14 protein-coding genes are annotated in these 16754 nt (G+C 62.9%); 8 read left to right on the top strand and 6 right to left on the bottom strand.

Going from position 1 to position 16754, the window contains the following annotated elements; all coding sequences use genetic code 11:
• Window positions 1–72 precede the first annotated feature (72 nt).
• Together NZ453_RS04860 and NZ453_RS04865 are read left to right on the top strand one after the other, a co-directional pair.
• Window positions 73–1260, top strand: coding sequence for a trans-sulfuration enzyme family protein (locus tag NZ453_RS04860; RefSeq protein WP_263769265.1), 1188 nt, complete (start codon window positions 73–75; stop codon window positions 1258–1260).
• A 32-nt stretch (window positions 1261–1292) separates the two neighbouring features.
• Window positions 1293–2063 (top strand): class II glutamine amidotransferase, encoded by a 771-nt coding sequence (locus NZ453_RS04865; RefSeq protein WP_263769266.1) that lies wholly within the window; start codon window positions 1293–1295, stop codon window positions 2061–2063.
• A gap of 14 nt (window positions 2064–2077) precedes the next feature.
• Here NZ453_RS04865 and NZ453_RS04870 read toward each other — a convergent pair whose 3' ends face one another.
• Window positions 2078–2479 (bottom strand): MerR family transcriptional regulator, encoded by a 402-nt coding sequence (locus NZ453_RS04870; protein WP_263769267.1) that lies wholly within the window; start codon window positions 2477–2479, stop codon window positions 2078–2080.
• A gap of 81 nt (window positions 2480–2560) precedes the next feature.
• Between NZ453_RS04870 and NZ453_RS04875 the strand changes: the two genes are divergently transcribed.
• Together NZ453_RS04875 and NZ453_RS04880 are read left to right on the top strand one after the other, a co-directional pair.
• The gene (locus NZ453_RS04875) at window positions 2561–4768 is read left to right on the top strand and encodes a heavy metal translocating P-type ATPase (protein ID WP_263769268.1); all 2208 of its coding nucleotides are present in this window, start codon (window positions 2561–2563) and stop codon (window positions 4766–4768) included.
• A gap of 2 nt (window positions 4769–4770) precedes the next feature.
• Window positions 4771–4977, top strand: coding sequence for a heavy-metal-associated domain-containing protein (locus NZ453_RS04880; protein WP_263769269.1), 207 nt, complete (start codon window positions 4771–4773; stop codon window positions 4975–4977).
• A 19-nt stretch (window positions 4978–4996) separates the two neighbouring features.
• Here the strand turns inward: NZ453_RS04880 and gntR are convergent, their stop codons facing one another.
• The gene (gene gntR, locus NZ453_RS04885) at window positions 4997–6028 is read right to left on the bottom strand and encodes an HTH-type transcriptional regulator GntR (RefSeq protein WP_476746623.1); all 1032 of its coding nucleotides are present in this window, start codon (window positions 6026–6028) and stop codon (window positions 4997–4999) included.
• A gap of 268 nt (window positions 6029–6296) precedes the next feature.
• On the opposite strand from gntR, the gene gnd reads away from it, so the two are divergent.
• The gene (gene gnd / locus NZ453_RS04890; RefSeq protein ID WP_263769271.1) at window positions 6297–7769 is read left to right on the top strand and encodes a decarboxylating NADP(+)-dependent phosphogluconate dehydrogenase; all 1473 of its coding nucleotides are present in this window, start codon (window positions 6297–6299) and stop codon (window positions 7767–7769) included.
• A gap of 169 nt (window positions 7770–7938) precedes the next feature.
• The gene (locus tag NZ453_RS04895) at window positions 7939–8904 is read left to right on the top strand and encodes a phosphoglycerate dehydrogenase (RefSeq protein ID WP_263769272.1); all 966 of its coding nucleotides are present in this window, start codon (window positions 7939–7941) and stop codon (window positions 8902–8904) included.
• A gap of 23 nt (window positions 8905–8927) precedes the next feature.
• On the opposite strand, the gene NZ453_RS04900 is transcribed toward NZ453_RS04895, so the two are convergent.
• Window positions 8928–9782 carry an SDR family oxidoreductase gene (locus tag NZ453_RS04900; protein ID WP_263769273.1) on the bottom strand — a complete coding sequence of 285 codons (855 nt, stop codon included), beginning with the start codon at window positions 9780–9782 and terminating at the stop codon, window positions 8928–8930.
• 221 nt (window positions 9783–10003) lie between these two features.
• On the opposite strand from NZ453_RS04900, the gene NZ453_RS04905 reads away from it, so the two are divergent.
• Window positions 10004–10303 (top strand): winged helix-turn-helix transcriptional regulator, encoded by a 300-nt coding sequence (locus tag NZ453_RS04905; RefSeq protein ID WP_263769274.1) that lies wholly within the window; start codon window positions 10004–10006, stop codon window positions 10301–10303.
• 62 nt (window positions 10304–10365) lie between these two features.
• On the opposite strand, the gene NZ453_RS04910 is transcribed toward NZ453_RS04905, so the two are convergent.
• Window positions 10366–11304, bottom strand: coding sequence for a LysR substrate-binding domain-containing protein (locus NZ453_RS04910; protein ID WP_263769275.1), 939 nt, complete (start codon window positions 11302–11304; stop codon window positions 10366–10368).
• Between the two features lie 295 nt (window positions 11305–11599).
• Between NZ453_RS04910 and NZ453_RS04915 the strand changes: the two genes are divergently transcribed.
• Window positions 11600–13225: a methyl-accepting chemotaxis protein gene (locus NZ453_RS04915; RefSeq protein WP_263769276.1), complete on the top strand. Its 1626-nt coding sequence runs from the start codon at window positions 11600–11602 to the stop codon at window positions 13223–13225.
• Window positions 13226–13301: 76 nt separating this feature from the next.
• Here the strand turns inward: NZ453_RS04915 and aceB are convergent, their stop codons facing one another.
• Both aceB and aceA read right to left on the bottom strand, forming a co-directional pair.
• The gene (aceB, locus tag NZ453_RS04920) at window positions 13302–14912 is read right to left on the bottom strand and encodes a malate synthase A (protein ID WP_263769277.1); all 1611 of its coding nucleotides are present in this window, start codon (window positions 14910–14912) and stop codon (window positions 13302–13304) included.
• A 378-nt stretch (window positions 14913–15290) separates the two neighbouring features.
• Window positions 15291–16622 (bottom strand): isocitrate lyase, encoded by a 1332-nt coding sequence (gene aceA / locus NZ453_RS04925; RefSeq protein ID WP_263769279.1) that lies wholly within the window; start codon window positions 16620–16622, stop codon window positions 15291–15293.
• Between the last annotated feature and the right edge of the window lie 132 nt (window positions 16623–16754).

The raw sequence follows: 16754 nt of genomic DNA on the forward strand, positions 1-16754 counted from the left end.
TTTGCTATGATCCTGCTGCTCTCTTTTATGTCGGCCGTTCGATGTCGGAGCGGCTTCTCGATGGAACCCTGTATGTCCGAATCGCCTCCCAAATCGCCACGCCCGCAGTTCGCCACGCGCGTCATCCATGCTGGCCAGTCCCCAGAACCGGCCACCGGCGCAGTCGTCACGCCGATTTTCGCCAACACGACGTACATACACAGCAGCCCCGGCGTCCATAAGGGGCTGGACTATGGTCGCTCGCACAATCCGACGCGCTGGGCGCTCGAACGGTGTGTCGCCGATCTGGAAAGCGGCGCACAGGGTTTTGCCTTTGCCTCCGGCATGGCGGCACTTGCCACGGTACTCGAACTCGTCGATACGGGCAGCCATGTGATTGCCAGCGACGACCTGTACGGCGGTACCTTCCGTCTCATGGACAAGGTGCGTATCGGCAGCGCCGGATTGGCGTTCAGTTATGTGGATCTCGCCGATCCTGCGGCGCTGGAAGTCGCCGTCCGGCCGGAGACGCGCATGCTGGTGGTCGAAACGCCGACTAATCCCTTGCTCAAGCTGGCCGATCTCGAATACCTCGCCAGGTTCTGCCGTGCGCGCGGCCTCATTTCGGTCATCGACAACACCTTCGCCACGCCGTGGATTCAACGCCCGCTGGAACTCGGGTTCGACATCGTCGTGCACTCGACGACGAAATACCTGAACGGTCATTCGGACGTCATCGGCGGTATCGCCGTAGCGAGCGCGGAGCCGCGCAACAAGGAACTCACGGAACGCTTGGCCTTCCTGCACAATGCGATCGGTTCGGTCGCCGGGCCGTTCGACAGTTTTCTTGCGCTGCGCGGCATCAAGACGCTCGATCTACGCATGCAGCGGCATTGCGAAAACGCCCTCGAACTTGCCGGGTGGTTGGAAGAGCAGGCCAAGGTACGGCGTGTCCGTTACCCCGGATTGGCTTCGCATCCGCAGCACGAACTCGCCAGACGGCAGATGCGCGCGTTCGGCGGCATGATCACGTTCGTACTCGATACCGACCTCGCCGGCACGACGCGTTTTCTTGAGGCCTGCGAACTCATCACGCTGGCCGAGAGCCTGGGCGGCGTGGAGAGCCTGATCGAGCACCCAGCGATCATGACGCACGCCAGCATGCCGCCCGAGGTGAGGCAACAGATCGGCATCGGCGACTCGCTGGTGCGTCTGTCTGTCGGAGTCGAAGCGGTGGATGACCTGCGGTACGACCTCGCCGAGGCGTTGCGCACCATCTGACCGGAGACGCGAGAGGGCAAGAGGAGGCGTTTATGTGCGAACTGCTCGGCATGAACTGCAACGTTCCCACCGACATCTGCTTCTCGTTCCGGGGCTTCCGCGCGCGCGGCGGAGGCACCGGCGTGCATCGCGACGGCTGGGGCATTGCGTTCTTCGAAGGCAAGGGCGTCCGTCTGTTTCTCGACCCGCAACCGTCGATCGAATCGCCGGTGGCGCAGCTCGTGCACCAGTATCCGATCCGTTCGCTCAACGTCATCGCCCATATCCGCAAGGCGACGCAGGGCCCGACGGGGCTGGAGAATACGCACCCCTTCATGCGCGAACTCTGGGGTCGCTACTGGATATTCGCGCACAACGGGAACCTCGTCGATTACGCTCCCCCGCTCGACGGCAGCTACCTTCCCGTCGGACAGACCGACAGCGAACGCGCGTTCTGCCATCTCCTGCAAACCTTGCGCACCACGTTTCCTGACGGTCCGCCGGACCGCATGGCGCTGCGCGCCGCGCTCGAAGCGTTCGCGGAGAAGACGCGAGGCTTCGGCCCGTTCAACTTCCTGCTTTCGAACGGCGATTGCCTGTTCGTGCATCGGGCGACGGAGTTGAGCTACATCGTCCGCCAGGCGCCGTTCGCCATGGCGCATCTCAAGGACGAAGACGTCAGCATCGATTTCAACGAGGTGACGACACCCAACGACCAGGTGGCGCTCGTGGCGACTCTGCCGCTCACCGACAACGAGGTGTGGACGCCGTTGCCCGTGAACCGCGTCGTCCTGTTTGTCGACGGCGAACGCGTGGCCGATTGATCCCTTTATCCGGTCTACTCGAGCGTCATGCGGATGATCGGGCAGGGCATCTCCTTGCCGCCGCATTCGCAGCGGTGGACGAGCTGACGCAGCGCGTCGGCCATCTTGCCGAGACGGACGATCCGCTCCTCGATGTCGGCGATCTTCTCACTCGCCAGCTCGCGCGCCGTCTGATGGTCGCGGCTGTCGTTGAGCGACAGCAGCTCGGCAATCTCCTCAAGCGTGAAACCGACGTTCTGCGCGCGCTTGATAAAGCGCAGACGGTCGATGTGGCTGCCGCCGTAACGACGCATCCCTGAGGCATCGGAGGGAGTGTCGAGCAGGCCGCGCCGTTGATAGTAGCGCACGGTTTCGACGCCGACGCCCGCTTCCTTGGCCAGTTTGCCTATGCTCAAACCGCTCGACTCTTTTTCCATCACAACCTCTTGACTCCGTACTAGAGTACGGAGTTTAGACTGTGTCGCATCGGTAATCCAGAGGAGGAAAAAAAAAGCGCTATGAATGCCCCTCAAGACAAGGTCGAAATGGTCGATCTCGCCATCGGCGGGATGACGTGCGCCGCCTGTGCGGCGCGCATCGAAAAGCAGCTCAATCGTGTTCCCGGCGTCGAGGCGGCAGTCAATTTTGCGTCTGAGCGCGCGCATATCCGCTTTTCGCCGCAGGCCGCCAACGTTGAAGCGCTGGTGGCCACCGTTTCCAAAACCGGGTTTACGGCGACCGTCGCCCGCGATGACACCCGCGCTGAGGAAAAGGCGCGCAAGGAGGCCGCCTACCGCAAAGAGTTGCGCCTGTTCTGGTATTCGGCGGCGCTGACGCTGCCTTTGCTTGCCCAGATGCTGTGGATGTTCGGCACGGGGGCCGAGATGATGGCCGAGCCGATTCCGCGCTGGCTGCAACTAGTTCTTGCGACGCCCGTGCAGTTCTGGATCGGTGCCCGTTTCTACCGTGGCGCCTGGAACGCCCTGCGCAGCGGCGGTGGCAACATGGACGTGCTCGTCGCGCTCGGCACGACGATGGCCTGGGTGTACAGCACCACCGTGACCCTCGGCGGCTGGCACCACCAGCACGTTTATTTCGAGGCGTCGGCGACGGTGATCACGCTCGTCCTGCTCGGCAAGGTATTGGAAGCCCGTGCCAAGGCGCGCACGTCGGCGGCGATCGAGGCGTTGATCAAGTTGCAACCGCAGACGGCGCACGTCGAGCGTGACGGGAAACTGTTCGAAATGGCCGTGGAGCAACTGCTTCCCGGCGACGTGTTCGTCGTCCGCCCGGGCGAAGCGATGCCGGTGGACGGTGAAGTGATCGACGGCACCTCGAGCGCCAACGAGGCGATGCTGACCGGCGAAGCGATGCCGGTTGCCAAGGCACCGGGCGACCGCGTGTTCGCCGCGACGGTGAACGGCGACGGACTGCTGCGTTGTCGCGCCACCGGCGTTGGAGCGCACACGCTGCTTGCCGGGATCATCCGCCTCGTCGAGGAGGCGCAGGGTTCGAAAGCGCCGGTGCAGCGCTTGGCAGACAAAGTGTCAGCGATCTTCGTACCCGTGGTGGTGAGCATCGCGCTCGTTACCTTCGCCGGCTGGTGGATCTTCAGCGGCGACTTCGCGCAAGCGCTGGTCAACGCGGTGGCTGTGCTCGTCATCGCCTGCCCCTGCGCACTCGGCCTGGCCACGCCCACGGCGATCATGGTCGGCACCGGGCAGGGCGCGAAAGCGGGGGTGCTGATCCGCAACGCCGAGGCCTTGGAGCTGGCGGAGAAACTGCAGGTGCTGGCGGTGGACAAGACCGGTACGTTGACCGAAGGCCGGCCCGTCGTGACCGACATCATCCCTTCGATGCCAGCGCAGGGTGACCGCTTACTGAACTTGGCGGCGAGCCTCGAGCAAGGTTCAACGCATCCGCTGGCAGCCGCTGTGGTGAGCCGGGCAAAGGAGGCTGGGATCGCATTGGCCATGCCGCAGGCGGTCACGGCGGTTGCCGGCCGGGGCGTCGCGGGCACGGTCGACGGCATTCGCGTGCGCGTCGGCTCACCGGCCTGGTTCGCCGCGGACGGCGTCCCCGTTCCTGCGGAGACGAAAACACTGCAGGAGCGAGGCCGCAGCGTTGTCGTGGTTACGGCCGACGATGTCCTGGTCGGGATCCTAGGCGTTGCCGACCCGCTGCGCGCCACGTCGCGGGAGGCGGTTGCCCGGCTTGGGCGCCTCGGCGTCGAGGTGGTGATGCTGACCGGCGACAATGCCGGCACGGCCGCCGCGATCGCCCGTGAGGCTGGCATTCAACGCTTTGAGGCCGAAGTGCTTCCCGGCGACAAGGCGTCCGCCGTGAGCGCGTTGAAAACCGAGGATGATCGAGCGCGGCATGTCGGCATGGCCGGCGACGGCATCAATGACGCGCCGGCCCTGGCGGCCGCCGATGTCAGCTTCGCGATGGGTGCCGGCTCCGACGTTGCCATGCAGGCGGCCGACGTGACGCTGATGCGCGACGACCTCAACGGCGTGGCCGACGCAATCTCGCTGTCGCGCGCGACGCTGCGCAAGATACGGCAGAACCTTTTCTTCGCCTTCGTCTACAACGTACTCGGCATCCCGCTCGCTGCGTTAGGCCTGCTCAACCCGGTGATTGCCGGGGCGGCGATGGCGGCGAGTTCGGTCTCGGTCGTCAGTAGTTCGTTGCTTCTCAAAAACTGGAAACCAGGAAAGGAATAATCGTGGAATCGACCACCATCAAAATTAGCGGCATGTCGTGCGGCGGCTGCGTGAAGAGCATCACCGGCGTGCTTTCGGCGCTTCCCGGCGTGACGAAGGCGGAGGTATCGCTCGAGCAGGCACAGGCGATCGTCGACTTCGATCCGGCACGCGTGGCCCGTCCGAACCTCGTCGCGGCGATCGAGGATGCTGGATTCGACGCCGAGTGAGCCACGTGAAGGGCGTCGGTTACGCGCTCTCGCGGACGATGAGTTCGTAGCCGACGTCGACCACGGGTTCGGCGACTTCCTCGCCGCGCATTAGCGTCAGCAGCATCTGCGCGGCGCGGCGCCCAATTCCGGCGCGCGATGTATGGATCGTCGTCAGCGGTGGCACCGTGTAGGCGCCTTCCTCGAGATTGTTGAAGCCGGCGATGGCGATCTGCTCGGGGACCTGGATGCCGCGGCGCAGCGCGGTGAACAAGGCCCCGTGCGCGAGGTCGTCGTTGGAGAAGAACATCGCGTCGATGTCCGGCCGCCGTTCGATGGCCTCGGCGAAGATTTCGGCGCCCATGCGGATCGACGCGTAACCGGCACGCAGGAATTCGAGGCCCGGATCGTAGGTCCCGGCCGCCTTTGCCGCCCGCCGGTAACCCTCGGCGCGCAACATCGAGCGCGGGTCGATGACGGCGCCGAAGGCGATGCGTCGGTGGCCCTTTTCGAGCAGGTAGCGTGTCATCGTCTCGCCGGCCTTGGCCTGGTCGAAGCCGACGCAATAGACGCCCGGCGTGTTGGCGAGCTCGAGCACGTGTACGCACGGGATGCCGCTGCCGGCGATCAAACCGCGCGACTCTTCGCTGCGGTCGAACCCGGTAACGATCAAGCCCCGCGGACGGTGCGAAAGATAATTGCGCAGCAACCGCTCTTCCTGCTCGCGCGAGTAGTGCGTGTCGCCGATCAGGACCTGGAAGCCGGCGTCTTGCAGCACCGCATGGACGGCTTCGAGCAGATCGCCCGTCGCCGGGTTGTTCAGGGTCGGTACAAGCACGGTCACGGCCATGCTGTGCGACGAGGCGAGGGCGCGTGCGGCAGGGTCCGGCACGTAGTTGAGCGCCGCTGCCGCTTCCTTGACCCGCTCGGCGAGCTCGGGCGAGACGCGACCGACGCCGCGCAGGGCGCGAGAGGCCGTGATGAGGCTGACCTCGGCACGCACCGCCACGTCCTTCAGCGTCATCCGGCCGGTCGCACGGCCCGCTTTGTTTCTGCTCCGGAACGCTTGCACTTTTGATTTCCGAATGTGAAGATAGCGCTAACACGCCCGCCCATTCGGGAAATTAAGAAAACGGGGACGTTTAGTCAAGCAATAAGCGGTTTTTCCTCTTTGTTATACAAAATCTGGACGAGATAGCGCTGTCTTGTGTAGAACGCTGTCTACGGCCACAGTGGAGAGGGACCGACGTACCATCTTTTGACGCCGCGCGAATCGCCGAAAGCCATAAAAATACTAGGCATAACGACCTGAAATCATCCAATCATCAAGGAACGAGTGCATGGAACCGAAAGCTGACATCGCCCTGATCGGGCTCGCCGTCATGGGGCAGAACCTGATCTTGAACATGAACGACCATGGGTATACGGTCGTTGCCTATAACCGCTCGACCGAGAAGGTCGACCAGTTTCTCGCCAACGAGGCCAAGGGAACGAAGGTTCTCGGCGCGCGTTCGATCGAGGAAATGGTGGCGCAACTCAAGCGCCCGCGCCGGGTGATGATGCTGGTCAAGGCCGGCAAACCCGTCGACGAGTTCATCGAGCAGTTGATCCCGCACCTCGAACCGGGCGACATCATCATCGACGGCGGCAACTCGCTGTTCGAAGACACCAACCGCCGCCAGAAGTACGTCGAAAGCAAGGGCCTGCTTTACATCGGCACCGGGGTCTCGGGTGGCGAAGAAGGCGCGCGGCACGGCCCGAGCATTATGCCCGGTGGATCGCCCGCCGCATGGCCGCACGTGAAGGACATCCTGCAGGCGGTTTCGGCGAAGGTCGAAGGCGGCGTGCCGTGCTGCGAGTGGGTCGGCGAAATGGGCGCCGGCCACTACGTGAAGATGGTGCACAACGGCATCGAGTACGGCGACATGCAGCTCATCTGCGAGGCGTACAACATCATGAAGAACGGCCTCGGCATGAGCGCGCAGGAAATGCACGAAGTGTTCGCCGAGTGGAACAAGGGCGAACTCGACAGCTACCTGATCGAGATTTCGCGCGACATCCTGGCCAAGAAAGACGATGACGGCTCGCCGCTCGTAGACAAGATTCTCGATACGGCGGGGCAGAAGGGCACGGGCAAGTGGACCGTGATCAACTCGCAGGATCTCGGCATCCCGATCACGCTGATGGCGGAAGCGGTGTATTCGCGCTGCGTGTCGGCGCTCAAGGACGAACGCGTCAAGGCCTCGCGCAAGCTCAAGGGACCGACGCCCAAGCTGACCGGGATCGCCGCCGATGCCAAACGCAAGCAAGCGTTCATCGACGATATCAAGAGCGCACTCTATGCGTCCAAGATCGTCAGCTATGCTCAGGGCTACATGCTCATGGGCGCGGCCGCCAAGGAGTACAAGTGGTCGCTCAACTACGGCGGCATCGCGCTGATGTGGCGCGGCGGTTGCATCATCCGCTCGCGCTTCCTCGGCAAGATCAAGGAAGCCTACGACAAGAACCCGAAGCTCATGAACCTGATGCTCGACGACTATTTCCGTGGCGAGATCAAAAAGGCGCAGAAGGGCTGGCGTAACGTCGTCGCCACGGCCGCCCGGCGGGGCATCCCGGCTCCTGCGTTCAGCACCGCGCTCGCGTTTTACGATCAGTACCGCAACGCCGTGTTGCCGGCCAACCTGCTGCAGGCGCAGCGCGATTACTTCGGTGCGCACACCTACGAACGCACCGACAAGCCGCGTGGCGAGTTCTTCCACACCAACTGGACGGGCAAGGGCGGTACCACTGCGGCGGGGACGTACAACGTCTAGTCCCTGTCGCGCCCGCGTGGTCGGCAACGGCCACGCGGGCGGCCCCTGTGCCATGTACTGAGCTAACGGGTACAGAGGGAGATAAGCCTGCCGCGTAAGCCGTCCTCTTTGCCCTCGTTGGTGTCCAAACCCAGGGCGCTAGCCGATTCCTCCGATTCGTGTACATGCCATGAAGATTCTCCTAACGACCACGAGCTTCCAGGATACCCCGGGTGCTCACCATGAACTCCTTGCGAAAAGCGGTTACGAGGTGGTGCGCGCGCGCGGCCCGCTGAGCGAGGAGCAAATGCTCGGATTGATCGAGGAGCACGAGAGCTTCGATGCGTTTCTTAACGGCGATGATCGCATCAGCGCCCGCGTCATCGATGCCGCCTTGCCTCGGCTCAAGGTGATTGCGAAGTACGGCATCGGGCTCGACTCGATCGACGTTCAGCACGCGACCGCGAAGCGCATTCCCGTGCTGTTCACGCCGGGCGTGAATCACACCACGGTTGCCGAGCATGCGTTCGGACTCATGATTGCGCTCGCCAAGGATTTCTGGATTCATGCGAGCGCGGTGAAGAGCGGCCGGTGGACGCGGCGCACGGGACACGAACTGATGGGCAAGACGCTCGGCGTGCTTGGGTTGGGCCGGATCGGGCAGGAGGTCGTCAAGCGTGCGCGAGCCTTCGGCATGCGCTGCGTCGCCTTCGATACCTACTGGCCGGAAGACTTTGCCGCCGAGTACGGGGTCGAACGCGCGGCGACCGCCGAAGCTCTGTTGCCTGTTGCAGACGTCGTCACGCTGCACATGAATCTCTCCGACACCAACCGTGGCTTTATCAACGCGCGCACGCTGGCGACGATGAAGCGCGGCGCCTACCTCATCAATACCGCTCGGGGCGGCCTCGTGATCGAAGCCGACGTCGCCGAAGCCTGCCGCAGCGGGCAACTCGGCGGCTACGGCACGGATGTTGTCGACGAAGAGCCGATGCCGCCGGGCCATCCCTTCCAAAGTATCCACTCGATCTTCGTTACGCCGCACATCGGCAGCCGGACGTTCGAAAGCGTGGAACGCCAGGCGCTGCGCGCCGTGACCAATCTCGTCGAATACCTTTCGGGCGGCACCGACTACATTCAGGCGAATCGCTTTTAGCCGTCGGCTGCATTGAGTTCGCCTCAGCCGGCGAGCGCCCGGCGGACCAGCTCGGCGAGCGGCGTCGTCGGTCGGCCGATGAGCGCACTCAATTGGCGCGAGTCGTCGAACAAACCGCCTTTCGATGCGCCGACGTCCGATTCGGCGATGAGCGCGGCGAAGGGTTCCGGCAAGCCGGCACCGAGGAGTACTGCCTTGTACTCCGCCTCCGGCAAATCGCGATAAACGATGCTCTTGCCCGTTTGCCGCGCGATCTCCTGCGCAAGTTCGCTGAGCGTATAAGCCTCGTCGCCAGCCAGTTCATAGATATGTCCCGCCTCGTCATTACGGAGAAGCGCCGCGGCCGCCGCCTCCGCATAGTCGGCGCGGGCGGCCGACGCAATGCGTCCGTTGCCGGCGCTGCCGAGCAGCGCGCCATGCTGCAACACAGATTGAATGCCGGCGAGATAATTCTCGGTATACCACCCATTGCGGAGCAGTATCGATGGCAAGCCGGAGAGGCGGATCAGACGTTCGGTTTCCTTGTGTTCGGCCGCCAGCGGGAGCGGCGACGTATCGGCGTGCAGAATGCTGGTGTAAAGCAACTGACCAACCTTGGCTTGCTTTGCCGCGTCGATGACAGCGCGGTGCTGCGGCACGCGCCGGCCGACTTCGTTGGCCGAGATCAGAAGCAGCTTGTCGGCACCGGCAAAGGCGGGGGGCAGTGTCTCGGGACGATCGTAGTCGGCATGCCGAACCTCTATGCCCCGGGCGGTAAGGTCGGTTGCCTTTTGCGGATTGCGTACTGCGGCCGCGAGTTGAGCGGTGGGGAGCTGCTTGAGTAGGGCGTCTATGACGAGACGACCGAGTTGGCCAGTGGCGCCGGTGATGACGATCATGATGCGTTTTCCTTCAAAAATGGGAGGAGCCGGCACGATAACTGTTAAACTTACTTTTAGTAAGTACGTACAAAAAGGTAAGTGCAATGGCAAAGTCATCCCAAAAGGAAAAATCGTCGCCACAGGCGAGGTCGGGCCAACATGAAGTTGCGGACCGCGGTTTGTCGGGCTTGATACGGCGCGGCAATGTGTTCTCCGAAAAGTGTCCGTCGCGAGACATCATGAAGAACGTTACGAGCCGTTGGGGCGTGCTCTTGCTGGTGGCGCTCCTGGAGGGAACCCATCGCTTCAGCGAGTTGCGGCGGAAGATTGGCGGCATCAGCGAAAAAATGCTCGCGCAGACGCTGCAGAGGCTCGAGTATGACGGTTTCGTGCAGCGCACCTCGTATCCGGTTGTCCCACCATACGTGGAATATCGGTTGACGCCGTTGGGGCGGCAGATCGGGAAAAAGGTTCGCGCGCTCGGCGACTGGATAGAGGAGAACGTGCCGAAGATTCTCGCCGCGCGAGAATCAAGATGACCATCGATGCCGGATTGCATCGCACAGCATCGCATCGTAGCGCTACGCGATCGCCAACTGCCTTAGACGCCCCTTTCGTTCGTTGACGGGCTGGTCGCATCGAACGGCGCCACTGCCTCGTCTACTCTTTTGGCGAGCAGCCAGGAACGGAACGCGGCGAAGGCCGGCTTGCCGAGGCACTCCGGCGCGTAGCAGAGAAAGAACCCCTGGTCACGGTACGCGGCATCGTTGAAGGCCAGCAGGTTTCCGGACCGTAATTGGCGGGCGACGAGCACGCGAGGCACCAGTCCGACCCCGAGGCCATTCAGCGCCGCCTGAATGACGGCTGAGTACTGAGCGAAACGGAAGCCGACGAGCAGTTGTGCTCCGTCGAGGCCATGCAGTTCGCCCCACTCAGGCCAACTCAGCGCCGCATCGTCGAGGTGTAGCAAGGGGCCGTACGCGATGTCCTTTGCCTCGCGCAATTCGCCTTTTCGCTTCATGTGGGGTGCATAGACAGCGGCGTAATCGCGCCCCGTGACGTACTCGCATTCGATCCCTGTTTCGTTGCGGCGGCCGTGGACGATCGCGCCGTCAATGTCTGTTGGAAACGGCGCGTTCAGACCGACGTGTTGCTTGAATCGGAACGAGACGTTGGGAAACAGGCCGGTGAATTCAGGCAGCCTCGGCATCAGCCATTTGGCGAGAAACGTGGGCGCGCAGGCGAGCGTCAGGACACTCTTGCCCTTCCTCTCGTGCACGAACTGCGCGGTCGCGCCCTCGATGGTTCGTAGCCCGGGGCCGATCTTCCGCCAGTAATCACGGCCGGTTTGGGTAAGGGCGATGCCGCGGCCGTTGCGTGCGACGAGTTGCCGGCCGAGAAAACGTTCCAGCGATGCGACATGTTTGCTAACGCCACTGAGCGAAACGCAGAGTTCGGCGGCGGCGTCTTTCATGCTGCCATGCCGCGCCACGGCATCGAAGGCTAGCAACTCTTGAATGGTGGGACAGACACGCTTCATGCGCGGAGTGTATCGCGGCCAATCGGGCCAAACGCAGTCTCCCGTATTTCCACCTGTTCAACTGTCATTGCCGATTATTCAACGATCGATTTTTTCGTCCGGAATACGATCAGCTTATCGAAGGGGGAGCGGCGCAAGCGTGCAGTAGTGGCTTGACAATGACGATGCCGAAAGTGCCAGGAAGAGCACTTCGAAGTCAGACCGCTACATGTACGAAAACAACAAGCCAGTGCGGAACGGTTTACCGTGCCGGCCACCGCTCGTCCCGACGGCGTACAACAATCTCGGGGGAAAAATGAAAAACCTGTCCATCGCGCACCGGATCATGCTGATCATCGGCGCCTCCATACTCGCCCTGCTCGGGGTAGGTCTTGTCGGTCTCGATGTCTCGCAGAAGGAGACCGAAAGCATCCACCGCATCAACGACGAAAGCCTGGCCGGCATCGTCCACCTCAGCGAAGCTCGCCAAGCCTTCATGATGGTGCGCGTCAGCGCATACCCCCATGTCTTGACGACCGATGCGAGCGCGAAGAAGGAGGCCGAGAGCAATATCGAGCGTTGGCGCAAACTGATCTGGGATAATCTCAGAGAGTATGAGAAGACCATAGTGAACGAGCAGGACAAGCGTTTGCTCGACGCCGATACACGCGATATCTCGGCGTACTTCGATGTGCTCGACAAACGCCTGCTTCCCAAATCGCGGGCCAACGAACACGATACGGAACGTGATCAGATCCTCGTTGAGCTTGCCACGGTGAGCGCGAAAGCGCGAGAGACGATCGATGAGCATATCGCCTTCAACCGGAAGACCGCCGACGACGTGGCCGAGGTCGCCAGCGCCACCTCGCAGCGCGGCAAGATGGTGTCGGTGGTTGCCATTCTGGTGGCCGTGATGGCGATCGGCGCGTTGGGATTCCTGCTCCTCAGCGACATCCGCCGTTCGCTGCGCGAGATACAGGCGATGGCGACCCGTGTGGAGGCCGATCTGGACTTCACCGTCAGAGTCGACGTGCGTCGATTCGACGAAATCGGCTTGGCGACGGCGGCGCTGAACCGCCTTCTCGACAAGTTGCAGCACAGTCTCAAGTCGATCGCGGGCGGCGCTCAGTCGGTCGCGTCGGCGGCCGACCAGCTGGCGACGACGTCGCATCAGGTAGCCACCGCGTCGAGACAGCAGAGCGAAGCCGCCTCGGATATGGCGGCTACTGTGGAAGAGATGACGGTGAGCGTGAATCACGTTGCCGACCGCGCGCAGGAGGCGAACACCATTTCGAGCAAGTCAGGGCAGCTCGCCATTGCGGGCGAGGACATCATCGGGCAGACCGTGGGCGATATCCAGGACATCGCAACGACGGTGAACGAAGCGGCGCAGTTGATCGGAGCCCTCGAACAGCACAGCCAACAGATCTCGAACGTCGTTGCGGTGATCAAGGAGGTTGCCGATCAGACGAACCTGCTCGCTCTCAACGCGGCCATCGAAGCGGCACGTGCCGGGGAACAGGGGCGCGGCTTCGCCGTCGTGGCCGACGAGGTGAGAAAGCTCGCCGAGCGTACGGCAGCGTCCACGACCGAGATCGCCGCGACGATCGCTACCATGCATCAACGCGCAGGTGAGGCCGTGAGCAGCATGCAGGCGGTAACGCAGAAGGTTACGGAAGGCGTAAGCCGGGCCGAGGAAGCCAATCGGGCGATCCGTCAGATCGGCGAGGAAAGCCGCAATGCGGTAGGCATGGTCGAGGAAATCACCGCGGCGATCCGCGAACAAGGCGCGGCGACGAACAATATTGCCACGCGCGTCGAGCACATCGCGCAGATGTCGGAAGAGAGCAGCGCGGCCGCCGAGAACAGCGCGCAATCCGCCGAGGAGCTCGACCGGTTGGCGAACGAAATGCAGCAGGTGATCGGCGCTTATCGGCTCTAGTTCGCGTATCTGCGCCGTCCTGCGAGCAACCGGCGAGCATCGTGCAACACGAACACGGGATGCTCGCCTGCGTCTGTCACTCCATCGCTTCGTAGAGCGGCAGTGTCAGAAACTCCGGGTAATCCGGAGCGAGGCTCATGGTCTCGAAGATGCGCGCTGCCTGCTCGTAGGTGTCGGTGGCTTCGCCTTGGGCGCTGACGGTTGCCTTCACTTTGACAAGTTCCTCCGGGATCATCGTGCGCACCATGTCCGCCGTCACCTTCCGCGCATCGTCGAGTACGCCCTTGGGAGAAACGACCCATTGCCACACTTGCGAGCGCGAGATCTCGGCGGTGGCGGCGTCTTCCATCAGATTGTGGATGGGTACGCAGCCGTTGCCCCCAAGCCAGCTCCCCAGGTAGTGGATGCCGACGTTGATGTTGTTGCGCAATCCGGCTTCGGTGATCGGCTGCTCGGGCTTGAAGTTCAGGAAGTCCGTCGCCGCGAACGTTTCGTTCCGCTGTTTCTCCCACTGATTCGGCCGATCCCCGAGCACCCTGCGGAACTCTTCGGCGGCGATCGCCACGAGACCCGGGTGGGCGATCCAGCCGCCGTCGAAGCCGTCGTTGGCGTCTCTCGCCTTGTCGTGCCGGATTCCGGCGAGCGCCTTTTCGTTCGCCGCCGGGTCGTTCTTGATCGGGATCAGCGCGCTCATGCCGCCGATCGCGGGAGCGCCGCGGCGGTGGCAGGTCTTGACCAACGCCAGGGCGTAGCTCCTCATGAACGGCACTTCCATGGTGATCGCGCTACGGTTGGCGAGACAGAACTCGTGGTTCTTCTTGAACTTCTTGATGCAACTGAAGATGTAGTCCCAGCGTCCCGCGTTGAGGCCGGCCGAATGTTCGCGCAGTTCGTAGAGGATTTCATCCATTTCGAAGGTGGCGAGGATCGTCTCGATCAGGACGGTGGCCTTGATCGTTCCCCGGGGCAGGCCGACGTATTCCTGCGCCATGACGAACACGTCGTTCCACAGGCGTGCCTCACGATGCGATTCGAGTTTCGGGAGGTAGTAGAACGGCCCGGCGCCACGCGCGACCTGCTCCTTGGCGTTGTGGAAGAACACGAGGGCGAAGTCGAACAGGCCGCCGGAAACGCGCTCGCCGTCGACGGTGACGTGTTTCTCGTCGAGATGCCAGCCGCGTGGGCGAATCTGCAAACAGGCGATCCGGTCGTTGAGGCGGTATTCCTTGCCCTCTTCGTTGGTGAACGTCAGTTCGCGGCGGATGGCGCGATAGAGGTTGATTTGCCCCTGCACCAGGTTGTCCCAACGCGGACTGTTCGAATCCTCGAAGTCGGCCATGTACGAATCGGCCCCGGAGTTGAAGGCATTGATGACCATCTTGGCCTCGACCGGTCCGGTGATCTCGGTGTGTCGTCGCGCCAGCGCCGGAGGCAACGTCGAGATGGTCCAGTCGGAGGCCCGGAGCGCCTGAGTTTCCGGAAGGAAGTCGGGCATCTCGCCGGCGTCGATGCGGGCTTGGCGATCGGCGCGCGCCTGCAGCAGTTCGCGGCGGCGCCCATTGAACGCCCGGTGAAGAGCGGCGACGAACGCCAGCGCGTCGGGGGAAAGGATAGCTTCATACCCGGGCTTGATCGGTGCGTCGATTTTGACGCCGGTGGGAAGGGCGAGAGGCGCGGTTCGATTCATGCGAGGTTCCTTTGGCGGAATGTTGGCGCGATTAGCGCGATTGGCGCAACGAAAAAACAGAAGAGCCTCCGAGCGGGAAACTCGGAGGCCGGCGAGCGAAATGTCGAGACGGCCGTTCAGTCGTCATCCTGCCCCTTGACGGGCTCCCAATAGGGGTCGCGTGGATCGAAGGGATCGTCCGGTGTGTTCGGCGCGTTCGTTGTGGCGCGCGGTGACGCGCCTTCCCATCGCCGTTCCGATCCGTGGGCGAATGCTGCAAAAGACCTTGTCTGGCGTCGATCGGTTCCGCTTCTGCGTTCGCTGTACATGTGCATGGTGATTCTCCTGTCTGGGTGGGGCGTCGTCGGGACGCCCCGGTGATCTGTTTCGTTGCGATACCTAGCCGTGCGCTGCCTGCGCCGTGGCGAAGAACTGCTCGTTTTCCGTCGATCCGTGCAGGGCCGTCAGCGACGACTGACCGGCTTGGACGACCTGCGTGATCTCGTCGAAGTAGCCGGTACCTACCTCGCGCTGGTGCTTCACGGCGGTGAAACCATTGGCCGCGGCGGCGAACTCGCGTTCCTGCAACTCGACGAACGCGGTCATGTTCTTGCGTGCGTAGCCGTAGGCGAGGTCGAACATCGAGTAGTTGAGCGCATGGAACCCCGCCAGCGTGATGAACTGGAACTTGTAGCCCATGGCGCCGAGTTCCCGCTGGAACTTGGCGATCGTTACGTCGTCCAGGTTGCGCTTCCAGTTGAACGACGGCGAGCAGTTGTAAGCGAGCAGTTTGTCGGGATGCTCGCGGCGGATGCCTTCGGCAAACTTACGTGCGAATTCGAGGTCGGGATTGCCTGTCTCGCACCACACGAGGTCGGCGTATGGCGCGTACGCGAGCCCGCGCGACAGGGCTTGCTCGAGGCCGTTGCGCACGCGGTAGAAGCCTTCGACGGTACGTTCTCCGGTGAGGAAGGGCTTGTCGTTCTCGTCTACGTCCGACGTCACCAGCGTCGCGGCCTCGGCGTCGGTACGCGCGAGAAGGACGGTCGGCACGCCGAGCACGTCGGCGGCGAGCCGGGCGGCGACCAGTTTTTGCACCGCTTCCTGCGTCGGCACGAGTACCTTGCCGCCCATGTGGCCGCATTTCTTTGCCGACGCCAGCTGGTCCTCGAAATGTACACCCGACGCACCGGCTTCGATCATCGCGCGCATCAATTCGTAGGCGTTGAGGATGCCGCCGAACCCGGCTTCGGCATCGGCGACGATGGGTGCCAAATAGTCGACCTCGGGTGATTTTCCGTTCTGCATCGCCTCCATGTGCTGGATCTGATCGGCCCGCTGCAGCGCGTTGTTGATGCGCCGCACGACGGTCGGGACGCTAGAGACGGCGTAGAGCGATTGGTCTGGGTACATCGTCAGGCTGTCGTTGGCATCGGCCGCCACCTGCCATCCGGAGAGGTAGATCGCCTGCAGGCCGGCTTTCACCTGCTGCATCGCCTGGTTGCCGGTCAGCGCGCCGAGCGCGTTGACGAAGGGTAGTTCCTGCATGCGCTTCCAGAGCTTCTTGGCGCCAAGGCGCGCCAGCGTGTGTTCCACATGCACCGTGCCGCGCAGGCGGATGACGTCTTCCGCAGCATAACCGCGTTTGACGCCGTGCCAACGCGGGTCGGTCGACCATTGAGCACGCAGGGCATCAGCAGCGGCACTGGGGGAAATCTGTGGCGTCGTCATGTCGGGGATTCCTTTCAACAGGGGTTTGATCGGGAGGGATCGCGGAGCTATGCTAGGTCGACAACGTTGCGAATTTCACAAATAGAAATTTCACAATGTTAAGTTGACAGTTCGTGCACCGCGGTTTTTCAC

Source organism: Propionivibrio soli, from assembly GCF_025770765.1.
Taxonomy (GTDB): Bacteria; Pseudomonadota; Gammaproteobacteria; order Burkholderiales; family Rhodocyclaceae; genus Propionivibrio; species Propionivibrio soli.

Excerpts from the sequence above, each read along its gene's own strand:
- NZ453_RS04860 (WP_263769265.1), top strand. The coding sequence starts at position 73 with ATGTCCGAATCGCCTCCCAAATCGCCACGCCCGCAGTTCGCCACGCGC.
- NZ453_RS04865 (WP_263769266.1), top strand. The coding sequence starts at position 1,293 with ATGTGCGAACTGCTCGGCATGAACTGCAACGTTCCCACCGACATCTGC.
- NZ453_RS04870 (WP_263769267.1), bottom strand. The coding sequence starts at position 2,479 with ATGGAAAAAGAGTCGAGCGGTTTGAGCATAGGCAAACTGGCCAAGGAA.
- NZ453_RS04875 (WP_263769268.1), top strand. The coding sequence starts at position 2,561 with ATGAATGCCCCTCAAGACAAGGTCGAAATGGTCGATCTCGCCATCGGC.
- gnd (WP_263769271.1), top strand. The coding sequence starts at position 6,297 with ATGGAACCGAAAGCTGACATCGCCCTGATCGGGCTCGCCGTCATGGGG.
- NZ453_RS04895 (WP_263769272.1), top strand. The coding sequence starts at position 7,939 with ATGAAGATTCTCCTAACGACCACGAGCTTCCAGGATACCCCGGGTGCT.
- NZ453_RS04900 (WP_263769273.1), bottom strand. The coding sequence starts at position 9,782 with ATGATCGTCATCACCGGCGCCACTGGCCAACTCGGTCGTCTCGTCATA.
- NZ453_RS04905 (WP_263769274.1), top strand. The coding sequence starts at position 10,004 with ATGAAGAACGTTACGAGCCGTTGGGGCGTGCTCTTGCTGGTGGCGCTC.
- NZ453_RS04910 (WP_263769275.1), bottom strand. The coding sequence starts at position 11,304 with ATGAAGCGTGTCTGTCCCACCATTCAAGAGTTGCTAGCCTTCGATGCC.
- NZ453_RS04915 (WP_263769276.1), top strand. The coding sequence starts at position 11,600 with ATGAAAAACCTGTCCATCGCGCACCGGATCATGCTGATCATCGGCGCC.
- aceB (WP_263769277.1), bottom strand. The coding sequence starts at position 14,912 with ATGAATCGAACCGCGCCTCTCGCCCTTCCCACCGGCGTCAAAATCGAC.
- aceA (WP_263769279.1), bottom strand. The coding sequence starts at position 16,622 with ATGACGACGCCACAGATTTCCCCCAGTGCCGCTGCTGATGCCCTGCGT.